The 24,546-nt window shown below is 62.3% G+C and carries 24 protein-coding genes; 9 read left to right on the forward strand and 15 right to left on the reverse strand.

Features of this window, described 5'->3' with window-relative positions:
• Nucleotides 1-54: 54 nt before the first annotated feature.
• Entirely contained in the window at nt 55-423 is a 369-nt protein-coding gene (locus tag QOL81_RS16660) for a VOC family protein (RefSeq protein ID WP_060419106.1), read from the forward strand.
• Here the strand turns inward: QOL81_RS16660 and tus are convergent.
• Complete coding sequence (gene tus / locus QOL81_RS16665; protein WP_038873930.1) at nt 413-1,351, reverse strand: DNA replication terminus site-binding protein; 939 nt, start codon at nt 1,349-1,351, stop codon at nt 413-415. The genes QOL81_RS16660 and tus overlap by 11 nt on opposite strands.
• Nucleotides 1,352-1,682: 331 nt before the next feature.
• Here tus and QOL81_RS16670 point away from each other — a divergent pair, with 331 nt between their 5' ends.
• Complete coding sequence (locus tag QOL81_RS16670) at nt 1,683-3,479, forward strand: glycoside hydrolase family 3 protein (protein WP_060419105.1); 1,797 nt, start codon at nt 1,683-1,685, stop codon at nt 3,477-3,479.
• A gap of 129 nt (nt 3,480-3,608) precedes the next feature.
• On the forward strand, nt 3,609-4,895 hold the full coding sequence (locus QOL81_RS16675; protein WP_502950667.1) for a glycoside hydrolase family 10-like protein: 1,287 nt from the start codon (nt 3,609-3,611) through the stop codon (nt 4,893-4,895).
• Between the two features lie 51 nt (nt 4,896-4,946).
• Here QOL81_RS16675 and QOL81_RS16680 read toward each other — a convergent pair whose 3' ends face one another.
• Nucleotides 4,947-6,215: an MFS transporter gene (locus QOL81_RS16680; RefSeq protein WP_197757869.1), complete on the reverse strand. Its 1,269-nt coding sequence runs from the start codon at nt 6,213-6,215 to the stop codon at nt 4,947-4,949.
• 147 nt (nt 6,216-6,362) lie between these two features.
• Between QOL81_RS16680 and QOL81_RS16685 the strand changes: the two genes are divergently transcribed.
• The 3 genes from QOL81_RS16685 (at nt 6,363) to bioD (ending at nt 9,440) form a co-directional block, all read left to right on the forward strand.
• The gene (locus QOL81_RS16685; RefSeq protein WP_047727629.1) at nt 6,363-7,253 is read left to right on the forward strand and encodes a LysR family transcriptional regulator; all 891 of its coding nucleotides are present in this window, start codon (nt 6,363-6,365) and stop codon (nt 7,251-7,253) included.
• A gap of 159 nt (nt 7,254-7,412) precedes the next feature.
• Nucleotides 7,413-8,630 (forward strand): sugar metabolism global transcriptional regulator Mlc, encoded by a 1,218-nt coding sequence (mlc, locus tag QOL81_RS16690; protein ID WP_060419101.1) that lies wholly within the window; start codon nt 7,413-7,415, stop codon nt 8,628-8,630.
• A gap of 144 nt (nt 8,631-8,774) precedes the next feature.
• A complete protein-coding gene (bioD, locus tag QOL81_RS16695) occupies nt 8,775-9,440 on the forward strand; it encodes a dethiobiotin synthase (protein WP_049199186.1) in 666 nt (221 codons plus the stop codon).
• Nucleotides 9,441-9,446: 6 nt separating this feature from the next.
• On the opposite strand, the gene QOL81_RS16700 is transcribed toward bioD, so the two are convergent.
• On the reverse strand, nt 9,447-9,941 hold the full coding sequence (locus tag QOL81_RS16700) for a DUF2938 family protein (protein WP_169318394.1): 495 nt from the start codon (nt 9,939-9,941) through the stop codon (nt 9,447-9,449).
• A gap of 69 nt (nt 9,942-10,010) precedes the next feature.
• On the opposite strand from QOL81_RS16700, the gene QOL81_RS16705 reads away from it, so the two are divergent.
• Complete coding sequence (locus tag QOL81_RS16705) at nt 10,011-10,403, forward strand: helix-turn-helix domain-containing protein (RefSeq protein WP_142109824.1); 393 nt, start codon at nt 10,011-10,013, stop codon at nt 10,401-10,403.
• Here QOL81_RS16705 and clcB read toward each other — a convergent pair.
• The 5 genes from clcB to QOL81_RS16730 all read right to left on the reverse strand — a co-directional run bounded on the left by clcB (nt 10,400) and on the right by QOL81_RS16730 (nt 15,263).
• Complete coding sequence (gene clcB / locus QOL81_RS16710) at nt 10,400-11,701, reverse strand: voltage-gated ClC-type chloride channel ClcB (RefSeq protein WP_038873948.1); 1,302 nt, start codon at nt 11,699-11,701, stop codon at nt 10,400-10,402. The two genes, QOL81_RS16705 and clcB, sit on opposite strands and share 4 nt — an antisense overlap.
• Before the next feature lie 125 nt (nt 11,702-11,826).
• A complete protein-coding gene (osmV, locus tag QOL81_RS16715) occupies nt 11,827-12,966 on the reverse strand; it encodes an osmoprotectant ABC transporter ATP-binding protein OsmV (protein WP_047727625.1) in 1,140 nt (379 codons plus the stop codon).
• On the reverse strand, nt 12,963-13,613 hold the full coding sequence (gene osmW / locus QOL81_RS16720; RefSeq protein ID WP_049199194.1) for an osmoprotectant ABC transporter permease OsmW: 651 nt from the start codon (nt 13,611-13,613) through the stop codon (nt 12,963-12,965). The genes osmV and osmW overlap by 4 nt, the downstream gene beginning before the upstream one ends.
• A gap of 11 nt (nt 13,614-13,624) precedes the next feature.
• The gene (locus tag QOL81_RS16725) at nt 13,625-14,482 is read right to left on the reverse strand and encodes a glycine betaine ABC transporter substrate-binding protein (RefSeq protein ID WP_204275976.1); all 858 of its coding nucleotides are present in this window, start codon (nt 14,480-14,482) and stop codon (nt 13,625-13,627) included.
• 64 nt (nt 14,483-14,546) lie between these two features.
• Nucleotides 14,547-15,263 (reverse strand): ABC transporter permease, encoded by a 717-nt coding sequence (locus QOL81_RS16730; RefSeq protein WP_004938551.1) that lies wholly within the window; start codon nt 15,261-15,263, stop codon nt 14,547-14,549.
• A 509-nt stretch (nt 15,264-15,772) separates the two neighbouring features.
• Here QOL81_RS16730 and QOL81_RS16735 point away from each other — a divergent pair.
• Nucleotides 15,773-17,260, forward strand: a complete 1,488-nt coding sequence (locus QOL81_RS16735) for an MDR family MFS transporter (RefSeq protein ID WP_055312384.1) — start codon at nt 15,773-15,775, stop codon at nt 17,258-17,260.
• A gap of 50 nt (nt 17,261-17,310) precedes the next feature.
• On the opposite strand, the gene QOL81_RS16740 is transcribed toward QOL81_RS16735, so the two are convergent.
• Both QOL81_RS16740 and QOL81_RS16745 read right to left on the reverse strand, forming a co-directional pair.
• Nucleotides 17,311-17,610, reverse strand: a complete 300-nt coding sequence (locus QOL81_RS16740; RefSeq protein ID WP_049199199.1) for a DUF1161 domain-containing protein — start codon at nt 17,608-17,610, stop codon at nt 17,311-17,313.
• A gap of 89 nt (nt 17,611-17,699) precedes the next feature.
• The gene (locus QOL81_RS16745) at nt 17,700-18,068 is read right to left on the reverse strand and encodes a DUF1283 family protein (RefSeq protein WP_038873959.1); all 369 of its coding nucleotides are present in this window, start codon (nt 18,066-18,068) and stop codon (nt 17,700-17,702) included.
• 148 nt (nt 18,069-18,216) lie between these two features.
• Here QOL81_RS16745 and QOL81_RS16750 point away from each other — a divergent pair, with 148 nt between their 5' ends.
• Entirely contained in the window at nt 18,217-18,543 is a 327-nt protein-coding gene (locus QOL81_RS16750) for a YnfA family protein (RefSeq protein ID WP_025302721.1), read from the forward strand.
• 36 nt (nt 18,544-18,579) lie between these two features.
• On the opposite strand, the gene ydfG is transcribed toward QOL81_RS16750, so the two are convergent.
• The 5 genes from ydfG to fecI form a co-directional block, all read right to left on the reverse strand.
• Nucleotides 18,580-19,329 carry a bifunctional NADP-dependent 3-hydroxy acid dehydrogenase/3-hydroxypropionate dehydrogenase YdfG gene (gene ydfG / locus QOL81_RS16755; RefSeq protein ID WP_016927858.1) on the reverse strand — a complete coding sequence of 250 codons (750 nt, stop codon included), beginning with the start codon at nt 19,327-19,329 and terminating at the stop codon, nt 18,580-18,582.
• 125 nt (nt 19,330-19,454) lie between these two features.
• Nucleotides 19,455-19,976: a GNAT family N-acetyltransferase gene (locus QOL81_RS16760; RefSeq protein WP_060419092.1), complete on the reverse strand. Its 522-nt coding sequence runs from the start codon at nt 19,974-19,976 to the stop codon at nt 19,455-19,457.
• Between the two features lie 199 nt (nt 19,977-20,175).
• Nucleotides 20,176-22,527, reverse strand: a complete 2,352-nt coding sequence (gene fecA, locus QOL81_RS16765) for a TonB-dependent Fe(3+) dicitrate receptor FecA (protein WP_070914942.1) — start codon at nt 22,525-22,527, stop codon at nt 20,176-20,178.
• A gap of 115 nt (nt 22,528-22,642) precedes the next feature.
• Nucleotides 22,643-23,599, reverse strand: a complete 957-nt coding sequence (gene fecR / locus QOL81_RS16770; protein WP_060419088.1) for a ferric citrate uptake sigma factor regulator FecR — start codon at nt 23,597-23,599, stop codon at nt 22,643-22,645.
• Nucleotides 23,596-24,120 (reverse strand): ferric citrate uptake sigma factor FecI, encoded by a 525-nt coding sequence (fecI, locus tag QOL81_RS16775; protein ID WP_060419087.1) that lies wholly within the window; start codon nt 24,118-24,120, stop codon nt 23,596-23,598. Before fecI ends, fecR begins: the two co-directional genes overlap by 4 nt.
• Nucleotides 24,121-24,546 lie beyond the last annotated feature (426 nt).

Below are 24,546 nucleotides of genomic sequence, written 5' to 3' on the forward strand. Positions count from 1 at the left end.
TTAGTCTGTGCCTATCGGGAACCGGCCGGTTCCCATCACCCAGAGGACAGACCGATGACCCTTCCCAGCATGACCCTGCTTTACGTCGACAACCCGCTGAACAGCGCTGCCTTTTATCAACGTTTACTGGGACAGGCGCCGGTAGAGCTTTCCCCCGGCTTCGCCCTGTTCGTGCTCAACAACGGCTTCAAGCTGGGGATGTGGGCCAAACAGGGGGTAAAACCTACGGCGACCCTGACCGGCGGCGGCGGTGAACTGGGCTTTTTGTGCCAGGATCCGCAAGAGGTCGAGGCGCGCTATAACCAGTGGCGCGAACTCGGGCTGCCGATTGAGCAAACGCCGACCGAGATGGAGTTCGGTTACACCTTCGTGGCGCGAGATCCGGACGGCCATCGCCTGCGGGTGTATGCCCTCAGCGAGTAGCGTCGTCGGTATACAGGTGCAGGCGCGGCACCAGCAGCCGCAGCGGCCGGGCGTCGGGTTTGTAGCGGTGTTTCACCGCGTCGACGTCGTAGTTGAGCAGCTCGCCAATCTTCGGCACTGTGGCGCCGCTCTCGGCCTGACACAGGGCGATCAGCGGCAGCGGGCAGGGGTGTTGCACCTGTTTTTGCTGCTGCTGATACCACACCCGGGCGATTGGCTGCACTTTGACCGGCCGCTTGATTTTCAGCGTCGCGTGCTGCGGCAGGCGGCTGACGTCGTCTATCTCGCGGCTGACCAGGGCAGCCCACTGTTCACGGCTGTGCGGCGGCACTGCACGGCCGGCTTTCAGGCTTTTCTCCAGCTGCGCCAGGATGTCGTCCCGCTTGACGTTTTTGATGATGTGCTTGTTGGCCCAGCCGAAGCGCACGGAGTCGGGATTGGTCAGGGCGGTGAGGGTGCGATAGGCGCTGAGGGTAATCAGCCCGTGCAGATGGGTGTGCACGAACTCGAAACGCTGCTCCGGCGCCAGGCCGGAATCGACGGTGATAATCTGTTCCAGTTCGCCCTTCAGTCGGTTGATGAGCGCCAGCTGCGTTTGCAGCGCCTGATACTCCGGCTGTTCCACCGCCAGGCAGATGACGCCGGGCAGGCGCACGGCGGCCTTGCTGCTGACATTCTCCCGGTTATGGTGGATGAATAGCCGCTGATAATGCTCCAGCGCCAGATCGCGCGCTGCTTGCCCCACATGTTGTTCGACCGCGATATGCGAGATAGCCTGATGCTCCTGACCTTTTTCAACCTCCGGCAGGCTGAACACCCGCGCCGCCAGCAACCGCAGCGGGGCGATCTGCTGCTGCAGCGCGCCGAGCGCCTGCTCCAGCTCGGTAAAGCAGGCGTTCATCCGGCCAATTACATCGTATCTGCTCATCGCATGCTCCTATATTAGTTACAACATACTATAGAAGAGTGGCGGACTGGGGGCAACATCGGCCCCTGAGCCGACGGCAGCTTCACCGGCCACCCGGCTTACCAGCGGAAAATGCGCCATAGCGGCCTCTACGGCAGGGCACGTAATACACCCGGTATGCGTAGTGTTTTGATTCATTGATGGATTTTCTCCTGTTTGTTTGCGTTTTGTTTAATCCATTTTCCGATCGCCGTTGTCCAATCACTGGAACAAACAGAATGGCAGGACGCTATGAGCCCTTGGGGTTATCTTTTCTTCTGTCATTAACGGGTGCTTTAAACGGAGGTTCACTGTGGATATTAAACAGAAAGTCAAAAACATGACGCTGGAAGAGAAGATCGGGCAAAAAATCATGCTGGATTTTCGCTACTGGGATCGGAACGGTAGCAGCAATCAGGATATGACCGTCCCCGATGAAGCCATTGGCAAGCTGATCGCCGATAACCACGTGGGTGGGGTGATCCTGTTCGCCAATAATCTGAAAGACAAGCAGCAGATCAACACGTTGACGGCCTGGTATGCCGCGATGAAAACCCACGCGGGCATTCGTTTGTTTATTGGCACGGATAACGAAGGCGGTAACGTTTTCCGGCTGCCGCGCGGCGACTATGCCTCATTCCCCGGCAATATGGCGCTGGCGGCGGCGATTGAAGGGGGAGCGGATGAACAGCTCGCCGTTGAACAGGGCAAGCTGATGGCTCAGGATATGCGCGCGTTGCATATCAATACCAACTTTGCCCCGGTCGTGGATGTCAACACCAACCCGTTCAACCCGGTGATTAACGTTCGCGCCTTCAGCGATGATAAGAACACCGTTTCTCGTCTGGCAGAGAAAATGGTGGCGGGCATGAAACACCAGGGGCTGATCACCGCGTATAAGCACTTCCCCGGCCATGGCAGCACCTCCACCGACTCACATACCGGCCTGCCGCGCGTCGATCGCACGCGGGAAGAGGCCTTTGCCATCGATATCGCCCCTTACAAGCAGGCCATCGATCGCTGCGTGGCGCCGGACATGGTCATGACCGCGCATATTCAGTATCCGGCATTGGATAACCGCCAGATAGATACCCGCAGCGGTGAAAAAATCACGGTGCCGGCCACCATGTCGCATGAAATTCAGACCCAGATCCTGCGCAATGAATTGGGGTATGCGGGCGTAACGATTTCAGATGCGCTGGATATGGGCGCGATTGCCGAGCATTTCAGCCAGCAAGCAGCGGCTGAAAACGTCTTTGCCGCCGGGGTGGATATTGCTTTGATGCCTGTCAGCATCGCCTCGCCGGCCCAGGCGAGCCTGCTACCGGCGTTGATCCGGTACCTTGCGGACAGAGTGAAAACGGGGCATCTCAGCGAGGCCGATATCGATGCCTCGGTCGAGCGAATTTTGCGCCTGAAATTACGCCATAGCCTGATGGACCATAGCGATAGGCCGTGTTCCAACGACGTTGCGTCGTCAGCGCACAAGCTGGAAAAACGCATCGCCGATCGTTCCATTACCGTGGTGATCAACCGCCACAGCCTGTTGCCGTTAAAGGACAAGGCGCTGCGCTACTTTATTCTGACGCCGTGGGGCGAGCAAGCCAGCGGCATTGCGCGCGTGATGGCGCAGGAGGGGTATCAGAACGTCGTTGCCGCGAAGGAAACGGAGCTGAGCGACGCCCAGGTTAGGGAACATATTGCCGGCTGCGACGTGTTCTTGCTCGGAACCCTATCAACCCGCTTTACGCCGGCTGAACAGGATGGGGTCGTTACCTCCGCAACCGGAGCGAGCAATGACAGCAGCCCTTATCCGGGCTGGTTGAAATACGCCGCCGAGCAGGGGAAGAAACGCGTTCACCTCTCACTGCGCGCACCTTACGATATCGTGAACTATGCCGCCGAGGTGGAGGCGGCCGTCGCCACCTATTCCTATTACGGTTATGACAGCGGCGTGTGGCGTGGCCCTTCGATGGTCTCTTTGGCGCAGGTGCTGACGGGCAAAATCAAACCGCAGGGCAAACTGCCGGTCAATACCTGGCATGACTACGATGTGGAAACCAATACGGGCAAGGTGGCGTTCCCTCGCGGCACGGGGCTGAGCTGGTAATGGGATAAGGACACCGGCGTCGTCTGAACAGGGCGGCGCCGGCAGCGAAATAGCACTGAGAAATCGGGCCGTTTCTTGCTCTGCACGCAACGACATGGGATAACCGTCACTCACGGAAGGAGAACCAGAATGCCGACAGGCGCAACAAAATTAGGCGGATGGCTGTTGATGGCCGCAATGCTCGGCGTGAGCGGATGCGCCAAGCCCCCCGAACCGGAGAAACCTGCACAGCCGACACCGCCTGTTACACCGATGCGGGGCATCTGGCTGGCCACGGTTATTGGGTTGGACTGGCCGCCGGCGGCCTCCCTGAAAGCGGAAACCGCGCAAGAGCGGGTTCGCCTGCAGAAACAGGGGCTGACGGACGCGCTGGACGACATGGTGAAAACCGGGATTAACGCGGTGTATTTTCAGGTTAAACCGGACGGCACGGCCCTGTGGCGCTCAAATATCTTGCCCTGGTCAGAAGTCTTGACCGGCACCGTGGGCCAGGATCCGGGTTACGATCCGCTGGCCTTTATGCTGCAAGAAGCGCACCGCCGCGGCATCAAAGTGCATGCCTGGCTGAATCCCTATCGGGTTTCTATGAATACCCGCCCACAAACGATTGACGCACTTAATCATACGCTGCAGTCGCCGCCGGCCAGCGTCTATGCGCTGCATCCCGACTGGATTCGCACCGCCAACGAGCGCTTCGTGCTCGATCCCGGTCTGCCCGACGTGCGCAACTGGATCACCAGCGTGGTGACCGAAATTGTCAAAAACTATGAGGTCGACGGCATTCAGTTTGACGATTATTTCTATTACGAAACGCCGCAATCGCCGCTGGATGATGAACGAACGTATCGCGCATACGGCAAAGGGTTTGCAGACAAAGCCGCCTGGCGCAGGGACAACACGCTGCAATTGATAAAACAGGTTTCAGCCACCGTGCGAGCCTTGAAGCCCGCGGTGGCGTTTGGCGTCAGCCCGGCGGGCGTATGGCGAAACCAGGCGGACGATCCTGCCGGCTCGGCGACGCGGGCCGGCGCGCCATCGTACGATACGGCCTATGCCGATACGCGCCAGTGGGTCAAACTGGGGCTGCTCGATTACATCGCGCCGCAGCTGTATTGGCCTTTTGATCGTGAAATTGTCCGCTACGACGTGCTGGCCCACTGGTGGGCCGAGGTGGTGAAAGGCACGCCGGTTCGGCTCTATGCCGGGGTGGCGTTGTATAAAGTGGGTACGCCTGCCGCCAGCGAGCCGGCCTGGACCGTCGACGGCGGCGTTCCCGAGCTGAAAAGGCAGCTGGATCTCAACGAGAGCCTGCCGGGAATGGGGGGAACCATTCTGTTCCGGCAACGTTATTTGACTGAGCCGCAAACGGACAAGGCGGTGGAGTACCTGCGCACCCGCTGGAAAACCGGTCAATAATCACAGGCACTGGCATGACGAGCCGCGGCAAATCGCCGCGGCTTTTTCTTTTCAGAGGCGGGCCGCTTCCGGCAGGCGCTTCAGGTAATGCACCACCAGCAGCGCCAGCAGCAGCATCAGGCTGATGAACGCCGCCACGCCATTCCAGCCGAAGCTGTGCCAGAACACGCCGCCGAGGGTGCCGGCTACGCTGGAGCCAACGTAATAGCAGAACAGATACAGCGACGACGCCTGGCCTTTGGCGCGGCGCGCACGGCGGCCGATCCAGCTGCTGGCCACCGAGTGGGCGGCGAAGAAACCGGCGGTGAACAGCATCATGCCGATAAAGATAGCCGGCACCTGCGGCAGCGCGGTAATCAGAATCCCGATCAGCATAATCACGATCGAGGCCAGCAGCACCGGGCCGCGCCCGAAGCGCGAGGTGAGCGCGCCGGCCTTGGGCGAGCTGTAGGAGCCGGTGAGGTATACCACCGACAGCAGGCCGACAATCGCCTGGCTCAGGTGGTAAGGATCCGCCAGCAGGCGATAGCCGATGTAGTTGAACAGGGTGACGAAGCTGCCCATCAGCAGGAAACCTTCCGCGAACAGCAGCGGCAGGCCCTTATCGTGCCAATGCAGCTTGAAGTTGATCAGCAGGGTGCGCGGGCGCAGCGAGCTGGCGCGAAAATGCCGCGAGGCGGGCAGGATGCGCCAGAACATGCAGGCGGCGGCGAGGGCGAACAGGCCGATGACCCCGAGCGATACGCGCCAGGAGAAGAAGTCGGTCACCACCCCGGTCACCAGGCGGCCGCTCATGCCGCCGATCGAGTTGCCGCTGATGTACAGCCCCATTGAGAAGGCGACGAAGCTGGGGTGGATCTCTTCGCTGAGGTAGGTCATGCCGACCGCCGCCACGCCGCTCAGCGACAGGCCGATCAGCGCGCGCATCAGCAAAATACCGTGCCAGCTGGTCATAAAGGCGCAGATCAGCGTGCAGACCGCCGCCAGCAGCAGCGCTACCACCATCACCGACTTGCGGCCAATGGCGTCGGACAGCGGCCCGGTGAACATCAGGCCGATCGCCAGCAGACCGGTGGAGACCGAAAGCGACAGGCTGCTTTCCGCCGGCGATACGCCGAAATCTTGCGACAGCACCGGCAGGATCGGCTGCACGCAGTAGAGCAGCGCGAAGGTCGCCAGCCCGGCGGAAAACAGCGCCAGCGTCACGCGCATAAACTGCGGCGTGCCGCGTTCGATATAGGGGAGTTTGTTGTTGAGGGTGGAGCGTTTTACTTTTGGCGCAGCGGCCGCGTCATCGTTGGCGGCCAGCGTCGACGGCATCGCGGCCGCAGAACGCACAGGGGTTGTCACAGCGTTTCCTTACCGAACTTCGGGGAGATAAACAGACACTTTACAGATAACAAAATGATAGGGAGCGGCGAATTTTTTGTCTAATATATTAATAATTCAAATTAAGACGTTTTAAATATGAATATCGAATTGAGACACCTGCGTTACTTTATCGCCGTGGCGGAAGAGCTGCATTTTGGCCGCGCCGCCGAACGGCTGCGGATCTCCCAGCCGCCGCTCAGCCAGCAAATCCAGGCGTTGGAAGAGATGGTCGGCGCGCGGCTGCTGGCGCGCAACAACCGCAACGTCAGTTTGACCCAGGCCGGGGAGATGTTCCTCAAAGAAGCCTATCAGGTGCTCGATCAGGTCGGACGGGCGGCGGAAAAGGCGGCGCGTCTGGATCGCGGCGAGCTGGGGGAAATGACCATCGGCTTTACCTCTTCCGCGCCCTTCATCGGCGTGGTGTCGCGCAGCCTGCGCGCTTTCCGTCAGCAGTCTCCGCAGGTGCACATCAAAATGCGCGAAATCAACACCAAACAGCAGATCGAGCCGTTGCTGAACGGTGAGCTGGATCTGGGGGTAATGCGCAACACGCGGCTGCCGGAGGCGCTCCACTACCAGCTGCTGCTGCGTGAACCGCTGGTGGCGGTGGTGCCGGAAGGGCATCCGCTGGCGGAAACGCCCGGCGGCGCGCTGCGTTTCCAACATCTGGCGCAGGAGCCGTTCGTGTTCTTCTCGCGCGAAGTGGGCACCGCGCTGTACGACGAAATACTGCTGTTGCTCGGCAAGGCAGGCATTACCCCGTACATCACCCAGGAAGTGGGGGAAGCGATGACCATCATCGGGCTGGTCTCCGCCGGGTTAGGGGTGTCGATTCTGCCGGCCTCATTTGCCCGGGTGCGGGTGGACGGCGTGCGCTATTTGCCGCTGGCGGAGCCGGACGCCACCACCGAAGTGTGGCTGGTGCATCACCGCCGGCGGCCGCTGACCGCCGCCGCGCAGGCGCTGATGGCGTTGATGCTGAAATGACGTTGAGCTTGGGCAAATAAAAATCAATTCACGCTGAAATTGCGAGGAATTTGTGCAGCAAATCACATAACGAATCAAATAGTTGACGCTGTATGACAAAAGCCCCACCATAACCCCTAGTCTTTATTTAGAAGCGCGAAAAATAGTAGGAGCAGGTTTGTGATTGCGGTTGGGCAGCCTGGGCATATCGATCAAATCAAACAGACCAATGCGGGGGCGGTTTATCGGCTAATCGATCAACTGGGCCCGATTTCGCGCATCGAACTGTCAAAACGCGCGCAGCTGGCGCCCGCCAGCATCACCAAGATCGTGCGCGAACTGCTGGAAGCCCATCTGGTCAAGGAAACCGAGTACCAGGAAATCGGCAGCCGGGGCCGCCCGGCGGTGGGGCTGGTGCTGGACACCGAGGCCTGGCACTACCTTTCCGCCCGCATCAGCCGCGGCAGCATCACGCTGGCGCTGCGCGATCTCAGCAGCAAACTGGTGGTTGAGGAGCAGCTGCCGCTGGCGGCCGAACACCCTGAACCGTTGCTGAAACGCATCCTGACCGAAGTCGACCAATTCTTTATCCGCCACCAAAGCAAGCTGGAGCGGCTGACGGCGATCGCCATCACGCTGCCGGGCATGATCGACGTGCAGTCTGGCGTGGTGCATCGCATGCCGTTTTACGACGCGCTGGAGATGCCGCTCGGTCCGGCATTGGAAACCCGCACCGGCCTGCCGGTTTACCTGCAGCACGATATCAGCGCCTGGACCATGGCCGAGGCGCTGTACGGCGCCTCGCGCGGCAGCCAGAACGTCATTCAGGTGGTGATCGACCACAACGTCGGTGCCGGGGTGATCACCGGTGGCCATGTGCTGCACGCCGGCAGCCACAGCGTGGTGGAGATCGGCCACACCCAGGTCGATCCCTACGGCAAACGCTGCTACTGCGGCAACCACGGCTGTCTCGAAACCGTGGCCAGCATCGAAAACATGCTGGAGATCGCCCAGCAGCGGCTGAGCGGCTCGATGAGCTCCAGCCTGCACGGCGCGCCGCTGACCGTCGAATCGCTGTGCGACGCCGCGCTGGCGGGCGATCAGCTGGCGCGGGACATCATTCTCGGCGTTGGGCACAGCGTGGGGCGCATTCTGGCAATCATGGTCAATCTGTTCAATCCGGAGAAGATCCTGGTGGGCTCGCCGCTCAACCGCGCGGCGGAGATCCTGCACCCGGCCATCGTCTCCTGCATTCGCCAGCAGGCGCTGCCGGCCTACAGCGAGCAGGTCAAGGTCGAATCCACGCAGTTCTTCAATCAGGGCACCATGCCCGGCGCGGCGCTGGTGAAAGAGGCGCTGTACAACGGTTCGTTGCTGGTACAGCTGCTGCAGGGCTAACATCAGAACTTCTTATTAATTCCGCAAAAGATTGAGCTACCTCAAGCCCCTATGGGGGCGCATCCCCTAGAATTTTTCCGAAAGACTTCTTCGCCGCCGATGCGGCGACACATTGTTAACGGGGCATTCTGGGGCATTTTATTCATGTTGAAGCGTTTATTTGTGACAGGCACGGATACCGACGTCGGTAAAACCGTGGTTTCCCGCGGGTTGATGCAGGCGCTGGCCGCCGAGGGCCGTTCGGTGGCCGGCTACAAGCCGATCGCCGCACGCTGCCAGGAAACCAGCGAGGGCATCCGCAATAAAGACGCTTTGGTGTTGCAGGCATCGTCAACCCTGCCGCTGTCCTACGAGGAGATCAATCCCATCACCTGCCTGGATGAGGTGTTTCACGCGCATGCGACCGAGGACATCAATTATGGTGTGATGAGCAGCGGTCTGCGGGATCTGTCCGCCAAAGCCGACACGGTGGTGGTGGAAGGCAGCGGCGGTTGGCGGGTGCTGATGAACGATCTGCGGCCTTACGCCGAGTGGGTGGTGCAGGAACAGCTGCCGGTGGTGCTGGTGGTGGGCATCAAGCTGGGCTGCGTCAGCCACGCGCTGCTGACCGCGCAGTCGATCATCAACGACGGCCTGCCGCTGCTGGGCTGGGTGGCCAACCGCATCAACCCGGGGTTGGCGCACTATGCCGAAACCATCGCGGCGCTGCAGCAGCGCATTCCCGCGCCGCTGCTGGGTGAAATTCCCTATTTGCCACGCGCGGAGCAGCGCGAGCTGGCGCACTACCTCGATATTTCCACGCTGCTGTAAGCCTGCTCAGGTGCACAGCGCCGCCAACAGCCGGGCGGCGATCAGCAGGCCCAGCCCATACACCGTGTGGGTGAGCAGGCTAAGGAGCCGCGCTTTTCGCGGGTAGGCGGTTTTCGCCGCCGCCACGCCAAAGCCCAGCGCGGGCTGCATCACCAGAAACGGCGCCGCCAGGCTCAGCCAGCCGCTCAACAGCGCGATGAGCGGCTCCGGCGCCGCATACCACCCGATGCCCGCCAAACCGATCGGGATAAAGGCAAACGCGATGCCGATGGCGTAATGCAATATCCAGCCGATTTCTCTCTCCCCCCGGCGCGGCGGCGCCGTAACGATGGTGGCGTGAAACCAGCGGCCGTCGAACATGCCGAGAAACCAGCGGCCCACCAGCGCATAATCGAGGGAAGGGATGCCGAAGCGCCGCCTCAGCAGCAGCGCCCACAGATCCATGCAGAGGGTGGCGCCAACGCCGGTTAACAGAATGCGCACTAACAGTTCAGGGGTCATAGGGGTGTCCTTGGCTCAGTGACGTGATAATGTGCGCACAGTGTGCAACTTAAAGTCGGCTTCAAGTCAATGGCAAAAGAACTGGATATCGGCGCGGTGGCGCGCCTGAGCGGGATCGCGCCTTCCGCGCTGCGGCATTACGAGAAGAAAGGGCTGATCGCGTCGACGGGCCGCCACGGTTTGCGTCGCCAATACGCCGCCGGCGTGCTTGACCAACTGCGGCTGATCGCGCTGGCGCGCCTGGCCGGTTTTACGCTGGACGAGATGAGCGCCTTGTTTGACGATCGAGGCAAGATAGCGCTCGATCGCGGGCTGCTGGCGGCGCGGGCGGATGAGCTGGATCGCCATATCCAGCGCCTGGTGCAGGTGCGCGACGGGCTGCGCCACTTGGTTGATTGCCCTGAACCCGAGCACCTGCAGTGCCCGCAGTTCAGGAACATCCTGCAGCAGGGCGAGTTCTAAGCCTCGCGTTTGGGCGGCGGCGCCGAATGATACACCGACACCGGCCGCAGGCCGCGCGACACGGTGGTGGCGATCACGCACGAGAGCAGAATGCCGGGCAGCAGGGCGTACTCGCCGGTCATTTCAAATACCATCAGCGCCGCCATGATCGGCGCATGGGTGGTGGCGGCCAGCAGGGTAGCCATGCCGGTCAGCGCCAGCAGCAGCGGCACCGCCGTATCCATGCCCGGCCACAGGCCAAACAGCTGACCGATGATCGAACCGAGCGCGGCGCCGACGAACAGCGTCGGGGTGAAGACCCCGCCCGGCGCGCCCGATCCGCTGCTGGCCAGGATCGCCAACAGTTTGCACACCAGGATCGCCCCCAGCAGCAGCACCCCCGGCGGCGCGATCAGCAGCGCCTGCACCACGCTGTAACCGTTGCCCCATACCTGCGGGAACAGCAGCGAAAGCAGCCCGACGATCAGGCCGCCCAGCGCCAGCTGCAACGGCGGCTTCAACCGCAGCGAGCGGAAGGCATGGCCGGTGGCGGTCATCAGCCATAAAAACAGCGGCCCGCCGGCGCCGGCCACCACGCCGACCAGCGCCATCAGCAGGTATTGCGTCGGCAAGGGAGCCGCGAGCGGCGTCACCAGATAGAGCGGCGCCTGGCCGCCGTTGAGCAGGTTGGTCATCAGCAGAGCGCTGACCGCGGCGATCACCACCGGGCCGAGCGAGGCCAGCATCAGGGTGCCGAACAGGATCTCGGCGATAAACAGGCTGCCCGCCAGCGGCGCATGATAGGCGCTGGCCATCCCGGCGGCGGCGGCGCAGGCCACCCACAGTTTCCACTCTTTCTCGTGCGTAAAGCGCTGAGCGAACAGTGAGCCCACCAGCGCCGCCAGCAGGATCATCGCGCCTTCGCGGCCGATGGCGCTGCCGCTCGACACCACCAGCAGCGACGCCAGGCACTTCACCAGGCTGGCGCCGGTGTCCAGCTTGCCGTTGCCGGTCTCGATCGCTTCCATATAGTCGGTGGGCGCCGCCGGGCGCTGGTGGCGGTAGCGCTGGTGAATATACAGCAGCAGGCCTGCCGCCAGGCCGCCCAGCGCCGGAGTGAGGGCGCGCCGCCAGCCGGGCAGCGCGGCGGCGGCGGCCACCAGGCTGCCGTCGGCATTGCCGAGCAGCAGCCACTCGAGGCCAATCATCGAACGGTGGAACAGCCACACCGCCAGAGCGGCGGCGACGCCGATGAACACGGCGATAAACAGGCTGCGCAACAGGGCGCGATAGTGGTGCAGGTGGACCAATCTTTTCATGCGTGGGCGGCGTCGTGAGAAAAATCAAAGGGTCATCAGCGCATTGTGCTTGGCGCTCCGGCCGATGACCAGTGAATCTTTAGCAAACTGCGGCGTGGGCGGGGCGGTGAGCGCCCCTGAGTGAGTTATTGCGGCGTCAGCACCCGGCGCGTGCGGCCGGAGCTGAGGTAGTCGGCGATGTAATCCTGCGAGATTTCGCCGCTGTAGCGGCCGTCTTCATCGACGATCGGCATCCAGGAGGTGTTGTGCTCGTACAGTTTCGACAGCACCACGCGCAGGTTCTCCTCCGCACGCGCGGTGACGCGGAAACGGTGCAGACTGTCGGCGCAGACGCCCGGTGCGCCGCGCGCTTCACGGCGTTTGACGTACCCCAGCGGCTTGCCGTCGGCGTCCACCACCGTCACCGAGCGGGCGTCGATATCGTCCATCAGCCCGAACGCTTCCACTAGCGGCGTCTCCCGCCGCACCGTCACCGTTTCCTGCCGATCGGCTACGTCGCCGGCCTGCACCAACAGCAGGCGCTTCAGCGTGCGGTCCTGGCCGACAAAGGAGGCGACGAACTCGTTCGCCGGCCGCGCCAGCAGCTCATCGGCGCTGGCGTTCTGTACGATTTTGCCCTGGCGGAACACCGCGATGCGATCGCCGAGCTTCAGCGCTTCATCGATGTCGTGGCTCACCAGCATCACGGTCTTTTTCAGCTGGCGCTGCATGTCGAGAAACTCGTTCTGGATGGTTTCGCGGTTGATCGGGTCCACCGCGCCGAAGGGTTCATCCATCAGCAGCACCGGCGGATCGGCCGCCAGCGCTCGGATCACGCCGATGCGCTGCTGCTGCCCGCCGGACATCTCTTTCGGGTAGCGGTGCAAAAAGCGCTTGGGATCCAGCGCCACCATGCTCATCAGCTCCTCGGCGCGATCGTGGCAGCGTTTTTTGTCCCAGCCCAGCATGCGCGGCACCACGGTGATGTTCTCTTCGATGGTCATGTTGGGGAACAGACCGATCTGCTGGATGACGTAGCCGATTTTGCGGCGCAGGCTGACGGTATCCAGTGCGCTGGTGTCTTCACCGTTGATCAGAATGGTGCCGCCGGTGGGTTCGATCAGGCGGTTGATCATCTTCAGCGTGGTGGTTTTGCCGCAGCCGGAAGGGCCGAGCAGCACGCAGATTTCGCCTTCCGGTACGTCCAGATTGATGTTGTCGACGGCGTTGAACGGCGTGCCGTTCTTCTGCATGAACTGTTTGGTCAGATTTTCCAATTTAATCATGAGCGGATCCCCTTGGGCGTAAGCGCAATTTGCAAGCGGTGCAATAACCAATCGAGGACGATCGCCAGCAGGCTGATCATCACGGCGCCGGTAATCAACTGGCGGATGTCGCTGCTGCTGATGCCGTTGAGCAGCAGCAGGCCGAGGCCGCCGGCGCCGATCACTGCGGCGATCGCCATCACGCCGATATTCATCACCACGGCGGTGCGAATGCCGCCGAAAATCACCGGCAGCGCCACCGGGATCTCTACCCAGCGCAGGCGTTGCCAGAACGTCATGCCGATGCCGCGGCCGGCTTCGCGCAGCCCGCCGGGCAGGTTGTCGAGCGCGGTGTGGGTGTTGCGCACGATCGGCAGCAGCGAGTAGAGGAACACCGCGGTGATCGCCGGCACGTAGCCGATGCCGTGGCCAATTAAGGAAAACAGCGGGATCATCAGCCCGAACAGGGCGATGGAGGGCACGGTCAGCACCAGCGTGGCCAGGCTCAGCACCGGCGTCGCCAGCCATTTGTGGCGGACGATCAGCACGCCGAGCGGTACGCCGATCAGGATCGCCAGGCCGACGGCGACGCCGACCAGCAGCAGGTGCTCCAGCGTCAATCCGGCGATATAGGCCCAGTTTTGCCAGGCGTAAAGTACAGTATTCATCACATGCCTCCCTAAATCAGGCCGCGCTGCTTGAGGAACGCGTCGGCGACCTGTTGCGGCGTCTGGTAGTCGATATCCACCCTGGCGTTAAGCTCGGTGATCACCTGATTGTTGAACTGTTTCGACAGCGTGTTCAGCGCCGCTTCCAGCCCCGGCGTGTTTTGCAACACGTCGGCACGCACCACCGGCGTGACCGCATAGCTCGGGAAATAGCCCTTGTCGTCTTCGAGCACCTGCAGATCGAAGCCTTTCACCCGGCCGTCGGTGGTGTACACCAGCCCGGCATCGACGAAGCCGTCGCGGATGGCGTTGTAAACCAGGCCGGGGTCCATTTGGCGGATTTGCGGGCGATCGAGCGGCATGTCGTACAGCGCCTGCATCGGCTTCAGGCCGTCCGAGCGGCCGGCAAACTCCAGATCCAGCCCCAGCAGCCAGTTGTGTTTCGGGTCGGTTTTACGCACCTGTTCCACTTTGGCCACCAGCTGCGACATGGTGCGAATCTGCTCTTTTTCCGCGCGCTGGCGCTGCATGGCGAAGGCGTAGGTGTTGTTCATGTCCGCCGGCTGCAGCCACACCAGGCCGAGTTTGGCGTCGAGCTTTTTCACCGTGTCGTAAGTTTCCTGCGGCGTCATGCGCTTATTGATGTGGTTAAAGATGATCAGCGAGGTGCCGGTGTATTCCCAGGTCATGTCGATCTGTTTGTTGATCATCGCGTTGCGGGTGATCACCGTGGCCAGATTGGTCTTGGGTTCGACCTGAAAACCTTTGGCCCGCAGGTATTGCACGGTGATCGCCGACAGAATGCGCTGTTCGGTAAAGTTCTTGCTCGCCAGCGTGAGCGGTGCGGCCCAGGCGGCCGCGCCGGTCATCAGCAAAGAGAACAGCAGCGCGTGGCGGAGGTGTTGTAACCATCGAGTCATCGCGTTTCTCCCATCAGGATGCGGTGTGCGGGCTGAGCCGGCGGCCGAGACCGGCCAGCGCCAGATCCAGCAGCAGGGCGATCAGCGCGGTGGCGGCGGCGCCGAGGATCAGCGTCGGGAAGTCGTTCAGGTAGATGCCGGGGAAGATCAGCTCGCCGTAGCTGCTGGCGCCGATCAAAAACGCCAGCGGCGCGGTGCCGACGTTGATCGCCATCGCGATGCGCACCCCGGCGAAGATCACCGGCAGCGCGTTGGGCAGTTCGACCTGGCGCAGCCGCTGCCCGGCGGTCATGCCAATACCGTTGGCGGCCTCGACCAGCGCCGGCGGCACCGAACGCAGGCCGGCATAGGTATTGCGCACGATGGGCAGCAGCGAGGCGAGGAACAGCGCCACCACCGCCGGCCGGTCGCCGATGCCGATAATCACCATCGCCAGCGCCAGCACCGCCAGCGGCGGCAGGGTGTTGCCGACGTTAAAGATCTGCATCACGTGCTCCGCCCAGCGGCGGGCGAAGGGGCGGCTCAGCAGGATGCCGCTGGGAATGCCGACCAGCAGCGACAGCAGCATGGAACACACCACCAGGAACATGTGCTGCTGGCCGAGGTAAATCAAATCTTCCCGGCGCGACTTAAGGGTTTCCCAACCGATGCCGTAAACCAGCAGCGCGATGACGGCGATAAACAGCAGGCTCCCGAGGAGCAGGCGCCGGTATGGCGCTGACTTGTGCATGATGTTGCGTCCTCCGTTGCGCGGAGCGGCCGACGAGACGGCGCATTCCGCTCTGATTGTTACCCACTGCCCGGCGGGCGTGGCGGTACAAAACGGGCGTTTCGCATGAGGTTAGCGACATTGAGCGAAGGGTGTGTTCGGCATAGCGTGCTGAACGGTGGCTCAATACGTGAGTTAATCAGCATAAGATACTGATATTTAAACTAGAGAAAGCACGAAGCCCAATGACCCCGGCTAGGGAAGGTATAGCACCCTGTCGTTGGCCATGCCAAGTTTTATGAACAAAATCAGTTGATTGAGATTGCGTGGATCGGCGCCTCAGCCCGCGTCAGCGCTGGGATGAGGGGAAAGTGAAAAAAATTCTCAGCAAAACGTTACGCCGTAACAATCAGTCCAAATGGTGCGATTCGCCGTCGGCAAAGACAGGATGTGAGGGCGGATAGACTTGGCACAGGCGCTTGCTGATATACTCAGGGAAAATAAAAACGCCAGGAAACCTGCATAACGCCATGACAAATAACGTTTCACCCGCACCCATCGCCCACCGCCCATTGATTCTGATCGCCTGCATGCTGGCGATGTTCATGTCGGCGATCGAAGCCACCATCGTCGCCACTGCCATGCCGACCATCATCGGCGATCTCGGCGGCTTCTCGCTGCTGGGGTGGGTGTTCGCGGTCTATTTGCTGGCGCAGGCGATCACCATCCCCATCTACGGGCGGCTGGCCGATCTCTACGGCCGCAAGCGGGTGTTCTTCTTCGGCGCTACGCTGTTCCTGCTGGGATCGGTGCTGTGCGGCTTCGCCCCCGACATGTATTGGCTGATCGGCTTCCGTCTGCTGCAAGGGTTGGGCGCCGGTGCCATCATGCCGATCGCCTCCACCATCATCGGCGATATTTACAGCGCCACCGAGCGGCCAAAGGTGATGGGCTACCTGTCGAGCGTGTGGGGCGTGTCGGCGATCATCGGCCCGCTGCTGGGCGCGTTTATCGTCCAGCATCTACCGTGGGCGCTGGTGTTCTGGGTCAACCTGCCGATCGGCCTGCTGGCGATGTTCTTCCTCTGGCGCTATCTGCCGGCGCATCAGCAGCTGCGGCGGCACGCGCTGGATCTGGCGGGCACCGCCTGGCTGACGCTGTTCGTTTCGGCGCTGCTGCTGGCGCTGTTGCAGATGGAAAGCCTGGGATGGTGGGTGGCGCCGTTGCTCGCGCTGGCGGCGGCTTCGCTGGCTTTGCTTGTCCGCCAGGAGCGGCGCGCGGTCGAACCGCTTTTCCCACTGGCGCTGTGGCAAAGCCGGGTGATCGTTGCCGGTAACATCGGCGGGCTGGTGATCGGCGCGGCGATGATGGGCATCAGCGCCTTCCTGCCGACTTTCATTCAGGGCGTAATGGGCGGCTCGCCGCTGGAGGCGGGCACCACGCTGGCGCTGATGTCGATCGGTTGGCCGCTGGCCAGCACGCTGAGCGGCCGTTTGATGCTGATGACCTCGTATCGCGCGACGGCGCTGCTGGGGGCGCTGCTGTTGGTGGCGGGCGGCCTGATCCTGCTGATGCTGCAGCCGAACGGCGGCCTGCTGTGGGGCCGGGTGGCGGCGTTTATGGTCGGCGCCGGCATGGGGCTGTGCAACACCACGTTTTTAGTGTCGGTGCAGAACGCGGCGCATTACAGCATTCGCGGCATCGCCACCGCCTGTACGGTATTTACCCGCATGGTGGGGTCGGCCATCGGCACCGCCATTCTGGGCGCCACGCTGAACCTCAACCTGCAGTGGCGCTTGCCGGAAATCGACGATCCGGTGCAGCGGCTGATGGAGCCGGCGGTGCGGCAGAGCATGGGGAGCGAAGCGCTGGCGCAGCTTATCCAGCAGGTGGCGGCTTCGCTGCATTGGGTGTTCCTGGTGTCGGCGCTGGTGTCGTTGCTGGCGCTGGCGGCGGCGATGCTGATCCCGGCGCGTTGTCGACCGCAGGGCGAAGAGGAAGAGGCGGAGCAGGCTTAAGGGAAAAGGAAAGGGCGCGGCTGTTGCGCGCCCTGGGTAGCCGAAGCGGCTTACTGCGTGTTGGAGGTGTCCTGGCTGGTGCCGGTCTGCGCCGCGTCACCGCGATCGTCGCCGTTGTTCAGGCGGGTATAGACGATCTTCTGGGTGTCGTTTTCGCAGTGGCCGACCACTTGGCCGCCGGCTTGATCGGCCTGATCGTTAGGCACGATCTCCAGTTTGAAGCCGGACTCCGGAACGCCGTTATTGATGATTTTTTGCGAAATGTCCGCTTTCACGCTTTCGCAGGAGGCCAGGGCCGCCAACGGCGCGCCGGCCAGCAATACAGCGGTTAATATCAGCGTTTTTTTCATCACGTCATCCTTTTAGACAATGGACTTCCTGTAACAGGATAGCAGTAACGGCGGCCGGGTTTCACGCTTGCCCGCCCGCCGCAGGCGGATTAAGGAATAATCCGACGCCCGGTCTGGCGATCCAGGCATTTACGGGTGTCCGGTTCCCAGTACGCGTTGACGTTGTTGCTGTCGTTGCAGCGGTCTTCGTCATCCGCCGCGCGATCGGCCTTGTCGAACTCTTTCTCGACGCGAGTGTTAACCTTGTGGCGCAGGGTTTTGGTATCATTCCACTGCTCTTTGCTCTGGCGCGCTTCTTCGGTGCTCATCGCGCCGCTGCCTTTGCCATCGACGGTGACGCAGGTGCTGCCCTGAGTGCAGGTGGCGGCCAGCGCCGGCGCCTGCCAGGCGCCCATGACGGCCAGCATGGCGACCGGCAGCATCCCGCGTAGCAGTCGTTGGGTCGAAAATGTTTTCATCGTTTCATCCTTATGAGTGAGTGCGCCTGATGATGGCGACACTGGCGTTACCTCGCCCGCAGGCGTGGTGACAAATATACCACTGCGTTCCTGGAATTCACCAGCCAAGCGCCGATTCGTTTAATTTACCGAGAGAAAACTGCGACCGATGTTAAAAACCACGCTGTTGTTTTTCGCCACTGCGCTCGCCGAAATTATCGGCTGTTTCCTGCCTTATCTCTGGCTCAAGAAGCAGGGCAGCGCCTGGCTATTGCTGCCGGCGGCATTGAGCCTGATGCTGTTTGTCTGGCTGTTGACGCTGCATCCGGCGGCCAGCGGGCGGGTCTACGCGGCCTACGGCGGCGTGTATGTAGCGACGGCGCTGCTGTGGCTGCGGGTGGTGGACGGGGTGAAGCTGTCCGCGCTGGACTGGGTGGGCGCCGGGGTGGCGCTGGTGGGCATGCTGATCATCGTTTCCGGCTGGCGTGCGGCCTGAGGAAACAGGGCGGGAGTCGCCTCCCGCCGTTGGAGATCAGGCGCCGCGGTGGATGTTCAGCCCGGCGAAGGACTGGCTGACCGGCATCATTTCCAGCGTGTTGATGTTGACGCGCGCCGGCAGCGTTGCGACCCAGAACACCGACTCGGCGATGTCTTCCGGCGTCAGCGCATCGGCGCCTTCGTAGGTTTTGTTGACCTTGCCGTCATCGCCCTTGAAGCGCACGTTGGAGAACTCGGTGCCGCCCACCAGGCCCGGCTCGATATCGGTCACGCGGATGCGCGTGCCGTGCAGATCGGCGCGCAGGCCCAGGCTAAACTGTTTGACGAACGCCTTGGTGGCGCCGTACACGTTGCCGCCGGCGTAAGGCCAGTTGGCGGCGGTGGAGCCGATGTTGATCACATGGCCGACGTTGCGCTCGACCATGGCCGGCAGCAGCGCGCGCGTCATGTTCACCAGCCCCTTGGCGTTGGTGTCGATCATGGTTTCCCAGTCATCGGCGTTGGCCTTGTGCGCCGGCTCCAGCCCCAGCGCCAGCCCGGCGTTGTTCACCAGCACGTCGATCTGGCGCAGCTCGGCCGGCAGCGCTTCGATCGCCTGTTGAATGGCGGCGCGGTTGCGCACGTCGAGCCGCACGATGTGCAGCGCTTGGCCGAGTTCTTCCTGCAGCTCTTCGAGACGTTCAAGGCGGCGCCCGGCGGCGATCACCTGATGGCCTTCACGGATAAAACGGCGCGCAATGGCCTCGCCGAAACCGGAGGTGGCGCCGGTAACAAAAATAATCATGTTGCTGTTCCTCAACTGTTTTTACCCTACATGCCTCTATCATTAGCACAAACCTGCAGGCAGTGGCAGCGGTTATCACGGCGCAGAGAAAAAAAGGTCACACCGGGCCGGCGGCCCGATGCTGATTAGCGCTGAGGCGGCAGGTGGTACACCACGGCGTCGTACTTGACGCGTTCGCAGCGGCCGGCCAGCACGCCGCCCAGCGACTCGGCCAGGCGGCGGCTGGCGGTATTCTGTTCGGCCACCGGGTAGACAAGGTGCGGCGGCTGAAAGCGCTCGGTGGCCCAGCGCGCGATACTCTGCACGATTTCGCGGCCGTAGCCCTGGCCGTGCAGGCCCTCTTTCACCCAGATGCCCAGCTCCGGGGTGTGGCTGCGCAGGTTATGTGCGCCGCCGACGCCGACGAACTGCCGGTCTTCGCGCCGGCGGGCGACGAAGATCACTTCTTCGCCTTCGCGCATCAGCGGCAGCCAGCCTTGCCAGACGTTGGCGAAATCTTCCGGCGACGCCTCCGGCTCAAAGGTCATAAAGCGTGTCAGAGTGGGGGTGATCGCCTGGTAAACATCGTCGGCGTCTGCTGCGGTAAAGGGGGCAATCAACAAACGGTCGGTGTCCACGCGGCACTGAGAAAGGTCATTATGATTCATCTTATTTTCCCTCGCTTTTCAGGCCAGAACGGCAAAAAATCCGCGCCCATAAATTAGGGCGGATCGTCGATATTACGCGCATTGGCGGCAGAAGCGACTTATTTTTCGTCGCTTGGGCAAGGTGGAAAGAACGGGTTTGGTGACAATGTCACGCTATTAGTGAGGCGGCGAGCGCGATAGGTGCGCACGCCGCCGGGGGTCAGAACTTCACCGAGCCTTGCAGATAGATCGTGCGCGGCTGGCCGACGTACAGACCTTTGTTATTGTCGTCATAGGCGCGGGTGAAATACTCGTGGTTGAACAGGTTTTTCACGCCGACGCCCAGATTCAGACCGGCCATTTCCGGGCCGAAATCATAGGCGGCGCGCACGCCCCACAGCATATAGCCGGGAATGCGGCCGGTGCTGCCGTCGGCGCTTTCCGCCACGGTGTTGGCGTTGTCGGCGAACTGGCTGGATTGGAACTCGCCGTTAAGGTTAAACGCCCAGTTGCCCGGCGTGTAGTCCAGCCCCAGCGTGCCTTTATGCTTCGGCGAGAACGGCACCTGATTGCCCTTGTAGCCGCCGTCTTCACGGATGGTGGCGTTGACGTAGGCGTAGCTGGCGTAGGCGGTCAGGTCGTCCAGTTTCGGCGTCAGCTGCGACAGATCGTAACGCAGGCTGCCTTCCAGCCCGGCGTGGCGGGTTTTGCCGCGCGCGGTCACGCTGTCGGTCACCTGGTTGGAGTCGTACTGGTTGTTGAAGTTGATCAGGAACAGCCCGATCTCACCGGTCAGCGCATCGCCGGCGTAGCGGGTGCCCAGCTCCCAGGTGCGCGCCTTCTCGGGTTCAATCTTGCCGCTGTCGACCGCTTTGCCCATCTGGCTGTACTGTACGGTGCCGAAGGAGCCTTCGGTGTTGGCGTACAGGTTCCAGTATTCGTTCAGGTGATACATCACGTTCAACGCCGGCAGCGGCGCGTTATAGCTAACGTCGAGGCGGTTGTTCTTGATGTAGTTGTTCTGATACGACTTGATGTACTCGTAACGCATGCCCGGCGTAATGGTCCAGTCGCCGATATCGATGCGATCGTCGATATAGAAGGCGTGCGCCTCGGTGCCGGACTGGGTGTCGCGATCGTACGGGCTGGCGGTGGACGGCAGCCGGCCGGTGCTGGCCTTGCTGGTGTAGCGCAACTCGTGGGTGGATTCGCTGACGTAGCGGTAGCCGACGCCCACCTCATGGGCTGAATCGCCCCAGCGGAAGCTCTGGCTGTAGCGCGGTTCCACGCCGCGCACCCAGTATTCGCGCGGCGACAGCGTCAGGTTTTTGCCCTGATCGAGATAGCCGCTGCGCAGGGTGTAGGTGTAGAAGCTCTGCACGTCGAACTTGTGCTGCTGATCCGGCTGATACTGGTAGCCGAAGTTCGCCAGCTGGCGCCGGCCCCAGAACTTGTCGTACGGGCGCGTCGACTGGAACGGGTTGGCGTTGTAGTCCGCCCGGCTCAGGCCGCCCGGCATGTCCGCTTCGCCTTCGTAGTATTGCAGCAGGCTGTTGAAGGTGTGCACTTCGTTCGGGGCGTAACGGCTTTTCAGCATCACATCGTCAATTTTGGTCGCGCTGTGTTCGCGCCAGTCGCTGCCGCGGGTGCCGGAGTAGAGCAGCGCCGCGCCGAGGCCGTTGTCGGCGGTGCCGCCGATCATCAGGTTACCGGTGCCTTTCGGGTGATCCTGGCGCGAGGTTGGGCTGAGCTGCCCCTGCATGCCGGCCTCCATGCCGAAGGTTTTCGGGATGGCACGGGTGACGAAGTTGACGACGCCGCCGACGCTCTGTGGCCCGTAACGCACCGCGCCGCCGCCGCGCACCACGTCAATCGCATCCATATTGCCGAGCGAGACCGGCGCCAGCGACAGCTGCGGCTGGCCGTAAGGGGCGAAGGGCACCGGGATGCCGTCCATCAACACGGTGGAGCGGCTGGCGAGGCGTGGGTTGAGGCCGCGAATGCCGAAGTTCAGCGCCATGTCATGGCTGCCGGTGCCGTTGTTCTCAGGTGCCACCACGCCCGGCACGCGGTTCAACGCTTCGCGCACGGTGGTGGTGCCGGTTTTGGCGAATTCTTCGCGGCGCACCACGTCGCGCGCGCCGGGATGTTCGAACACGTCTACCTGACGGCCTTCCGCCAGCCAGTCACCGACCACGGTGATGTCTTCTTCCTTCTGCGGCTGCGGCAGTTTGGCCAGCGTGTAACCGTGGTTGCCGAGCGCTTTAGCCTGCAGGCCGCTGCCGGCCAGCAGGGCGTTCAGGCCGTCATCGACGCCGTAGCTGCCGCTCAGGCCCGGCGAACGCTTACCGGCGGTCAGCGTGCCGTCCACCGAGAGCGCGATGCCGGCGCGCGCGGCGAACGCGTTCAGCGCGCCGTCCAGCTCACCGGCCGGAATGTGATAGGTTGCAGCGGCGCTGGCGGCGCTCGCCGTCAGCGGTGCGGCGAAGGCCAGGCCAATGGCCACGGCCAGCGGCGTGGCCCGTTTTCCCCAAAGCGAAGCCGGCGCTCCCTTTCCCCAAGCGTTGTTCATACCTTCTCCTGAATCATTTTTTATTTATTGCTGCAGTGTTTTCCTGGGAGTCGGATGAGCAAAGCAAAAGGGACAATCAAGAATGCGATTTTTTATCATTTTCATTTAAAAAGATTCAGGCGGGGACGATTTTCAGCCAATAGCGGGTAAAGCTCTGCAGGCGCACCGGCAGGGTCTGGCTGAGCAGGGCAAGGGCGCGATCGGTATCGTTGAGCGGGAAACTGCCGCTGACGCGCAGGCCGGCGACGGCCGGATCGCAGCTCAGATGGCCGCGCCGGTAGCGCGCCAGTTCGGCGATCACCCGGTCCAGCCGCCACTGGCTGACGCTCAGCACGCCGCGCAGCCAGCCGTCCTCCGCCGCAGCCGGTTGTTTGTCGCTGAAGGCCGCGGCGCTGAAGCTTATCTGTTCTCCGGCTTCCACCCGGCGAGTTTGCCGCGCGTCCTGCGCCAGCTGCGCTTCGACCGCATGCTCCAGCACCGTCAGGCGCGTCTCGCCGCCGTTCTCACGCACCAAAAAGCGGGTGCCGAGCGCGCGCATCGCTCCCTGCGGGCTTTGCACCCACAGCGGCCGGGGGTCGCGTCCGGTAACCAGGCTGATCTCCCCGGCGTGCAGGCGGATCAGCCGTTGGCGATCGTCGTAATGCACGTCCACCGCGCTGGCGGTGTTCAGCACCAGCTGGGTACCGTCGCTTAACACTATGGGTTTGATCTCGCCGGTGGCGGTGCGGTAGTCGGCGCGCAGCTCCCGGCCGAGCGGCGACTGGTAAAGGAAGCCGCCGCCGCCCACGCCGAGCAACAGCAGCAGGCTCTTCAGCAGGGTGCGGCGATCGATCGCCGATTGGCGGCCGGCGCGATCGAGCGCACGGTAGCTGAACTTGCCCGGTACGCCCTGCAGCTGGCTCTGCAACGCTTCGACGCGCTGCCAGGCCCAGCGGTGATCGTCATGCTGCTGATGCCAGGCTTGCCACTGTTGGCGCTGGCGGTCGGTGACGTGCTCATCGCACAGTAGCGCATACCAGTGTGCGGCCATCTTCAGCGCCTGGCGCTGCTCGGGGGTGATGGCGTTGCTCATGAGAAAACGTCGTTTTCCAGGCTGAACAGCAGGCAATGCTCGGTGGCCTTGGCCATGTATTTTTTAACCGAGCTGACCGACACGCCGAGGCGCACGGCGATGTCCGCATAGCCCAGGCCTTCGAGCTGCGACAGCAGGAAGGCCTGTTTCACCTTTGGCCCCAGGCCGTCGAGCATGGCGTCGATCTGCTGCAGGCTTTCCAGCAGGCTCTGGCGCAGCTCCGGCGACGGGGCATAGCCGTCCGGGATCAGCGCCAGCATCTCCAGATAGGCGCGCTCCAGCGTTCTGCGGCGAAACAGATCGACCATCACCCGCTTGGCGACGGTGACCAGAAAATCTTTCGGCTCGCGCAGGGTCGCCGCGGCGTCGCTTTTCAGCAGGCGCATGAAGGTGTCCTGCGCCACGTCGTCCGCGTCGAAAGCGCAGCCCAGCCGCCTGCGCAGCCATCCCTGCAACCAGGCATGGTGGGTGGCGTAAAGGCGCGACAGCGCGGTGTGCGGGGCAGAAGCGGTGGCGGACATGGTTTTCGCATTGCTGGTCAAAAAGATGCGCGGATGATAATTGAGAATGGTTATCGTTTCAAGTTTGTCGGGTGGCCTGCGGAATGGGGCAGACCGCTTTGCATCGCGTTAAAATAACCGCAGCGGCCGCGAAATTATCCGCTTGCCCGGTAAAGGTGCAGCGGCGCGGCGTTATTCCGGCAAGCAAACGGTTGCTATTGGTCTACCGTTGAAGATCGCCGCGCGTTTTATTCTTTTTCATCGGTTGTTTTTCTTTGATTAAATTAATATGTCTCTGTTTTTAAATGTAAATGTATTTTATGGCCGCCTATTGGCACACGGCTTGCTATGCTTAATCCGGTCTTTGAGTTTGGGTAATAAAAGGCATTGTTTCATCAGCGAAGATTATTACGCGGGTGAGCTTGGCCGGTCGTCACAAGGAAGAAA

Source organism: Serratia sp. CC22-02 (genome assembly GCF_900182895.1).
Classification (GTDB): Bacteria; Pseudomonadota; Gammaproteobacteria; order Enterobacterales; family Enterobacteriaceae; genus Serratia; species Serratia nevei.

What these genes read in the sequence shown, in the direction of transcription:
- QOL81_RS16660 (WP_060419106.1), top strand. Translation starts at nt 55, where the DNA reads ATGACCCTTCCCAGCATGACCCTGCTTTACGTCGACAACCCGCTGAAC.
- tus (WP_038873930.1), bottom strand. Translation starts at nt 1,351, where the DNA reads ATGAGCAGATACGATGTAATTGGCCGGATGAACGCCTGCTTTACCGAG.
- QOL81_RS16675 (WP_502950667.1), top strand. Translation starts at nt 3,609, where the DNA reads ATGCCGACAGGCGCAACAAAATTAGGCGGATGGCTGTTGATGGCCGCA.
- QOL81_RS16680 (WP_197757869.1), bottom strand. Translation starts at nt 6,215, where the DNA reads ATGCCGTCGACGCTGGCCGCCAACGATGACGCGGCCGCTGCGCCAAAA.
- QOL81_RS16685 (WP_047727629.1), top strand. Translation starts at nt 6,363, where the DNA reads ATGAATATCGAATTGAGACACCTGCGTTACTTTATCGCCGTGGCGGAA.
- bioD (WP_049199186.1), top strand. Translation starts at nt 8,775, where the DNA reads ATGTTGAAGCGTTTATTTGTGACAGGCACGGATACCGACGTCGGTAAA.
- QOL81_RS16700 (WP_169318394.1), bottom strand. Translation starts at nt 9,941, where the DNA reads ATGACCCCTGAACTGTTAGTGCGCATTCTGTTAACCGGCGTTGGCGCC.
- QOL81_RS16705 (WP_142109824.1), top strand. Translation starts at nt 10,011, where the DNA reads ATGGCAAAAGAACTGGATATCGGCGCGGTGGCGCGCCTGAGCGGGATC.
- clcB (WP_038873948.1), bottom strand. Translation starts at nt 11,701, where the DNA reads ATGAAAAGATTGGTCCACCTGCACCACTATCGCGCCCTGTTGCGCAGC.
- osmV (WP_047727625.1), bottom strand. Translation starts at nt 12,966, where the DNA reads ATGATTAAATTGGAAAATCTGACCAAACAGTTCATGCAGAAGAACGGC.
- osmW (WP_049199194.1), bottom strand. Translation starts at nt 13,613, where the DNA reads ATGAATACTGTACTTTACGCCTGGCAAAACTGGGCCTATATCGCCGGA.
- QOL81_RS16725 (WP_204275976.1), bottom strand. Translation starts at nt 14,482, where the DNA reads ATGACCGGCGCGGCCGCCTGGGCCGCACCGCTCACGCTGGCGAGCAAG.
- QOL81_RS16730 (WP_004938551.1), bottom strand. Translation starts at nt 15,263, where the DNA reads ATGCACAAGTCAGCGCCATACCGGCGCCTGCTCCTCGGGAGCCTGCTG.
- QOL81_RS16735 (WP_055312384.1), top strand. Translation starts at nt 15,773, where the DNA reads ATGACAAATAACGTTTCACCCGCACCCATCGCCCACCGCCCATTGATT.
- QOL81_RS16740 (WP_049199199.1), bottom strand. Translation starts at nt 17,610, where the DNA reads ATGAAAAAAACGCTGATATTAACCGCTGTATTGCTGGCCGGCGCGCCG.
- QOL81_RS16745 (WP_038873959.1), bottom strand. Translation starts at nt 18,068, where the DNA reads ATGAAAACATTTTCGACCCAACGACTGCTACGCGGGATGCTGCCGGTC.
- QOL81_RS16750 (WP_025302721.1), top strand. Translation starts at nt 18,217, where the DNA reads ATGTTAAAAACCACGCTGTTGTTTTTCGCCACTGCGCTCGCCGAAATT.
- ydfG (WP_016927858.1), bottom strand. Translation starts at nt 19,329, where the DNA reads ATGATTATTTTTGTTACCGGCGCCACCTCCGGTTTCGGCGAGGCCATT.
- QOL81_RS16760 (WP_060419092.1), bottom strand. Translation starts at nt 19,976, where the DNA reads ATGAATCATAATGACCTTTCTCAGTGCCGCGTGGACACCGACCGTTTG.
- fecA (WP_070914942.1), bottom strand. Translation starts at nt 22,527, where the DNA reads ATGAACAACGCTTGGGGAAAGGGAGCGCCGGCTTCGCTTTGGGGAAAA.
- fecR (WP_060419088.1), bottom strand. Translation starts at nt 23,599, where the DNA reads ATGAGCAACGCCATCACCCCCGAGCAGCGCCAGGCGCTGAAGATGGCC.
- fecI (WP_060419087.1), bottom strand. Translation starts at nt 24,120, where the DNA reads ATGTCCGCCACCGCTTCTGCCCCGCACACCGCGCTGTCGCGCCTTTAC.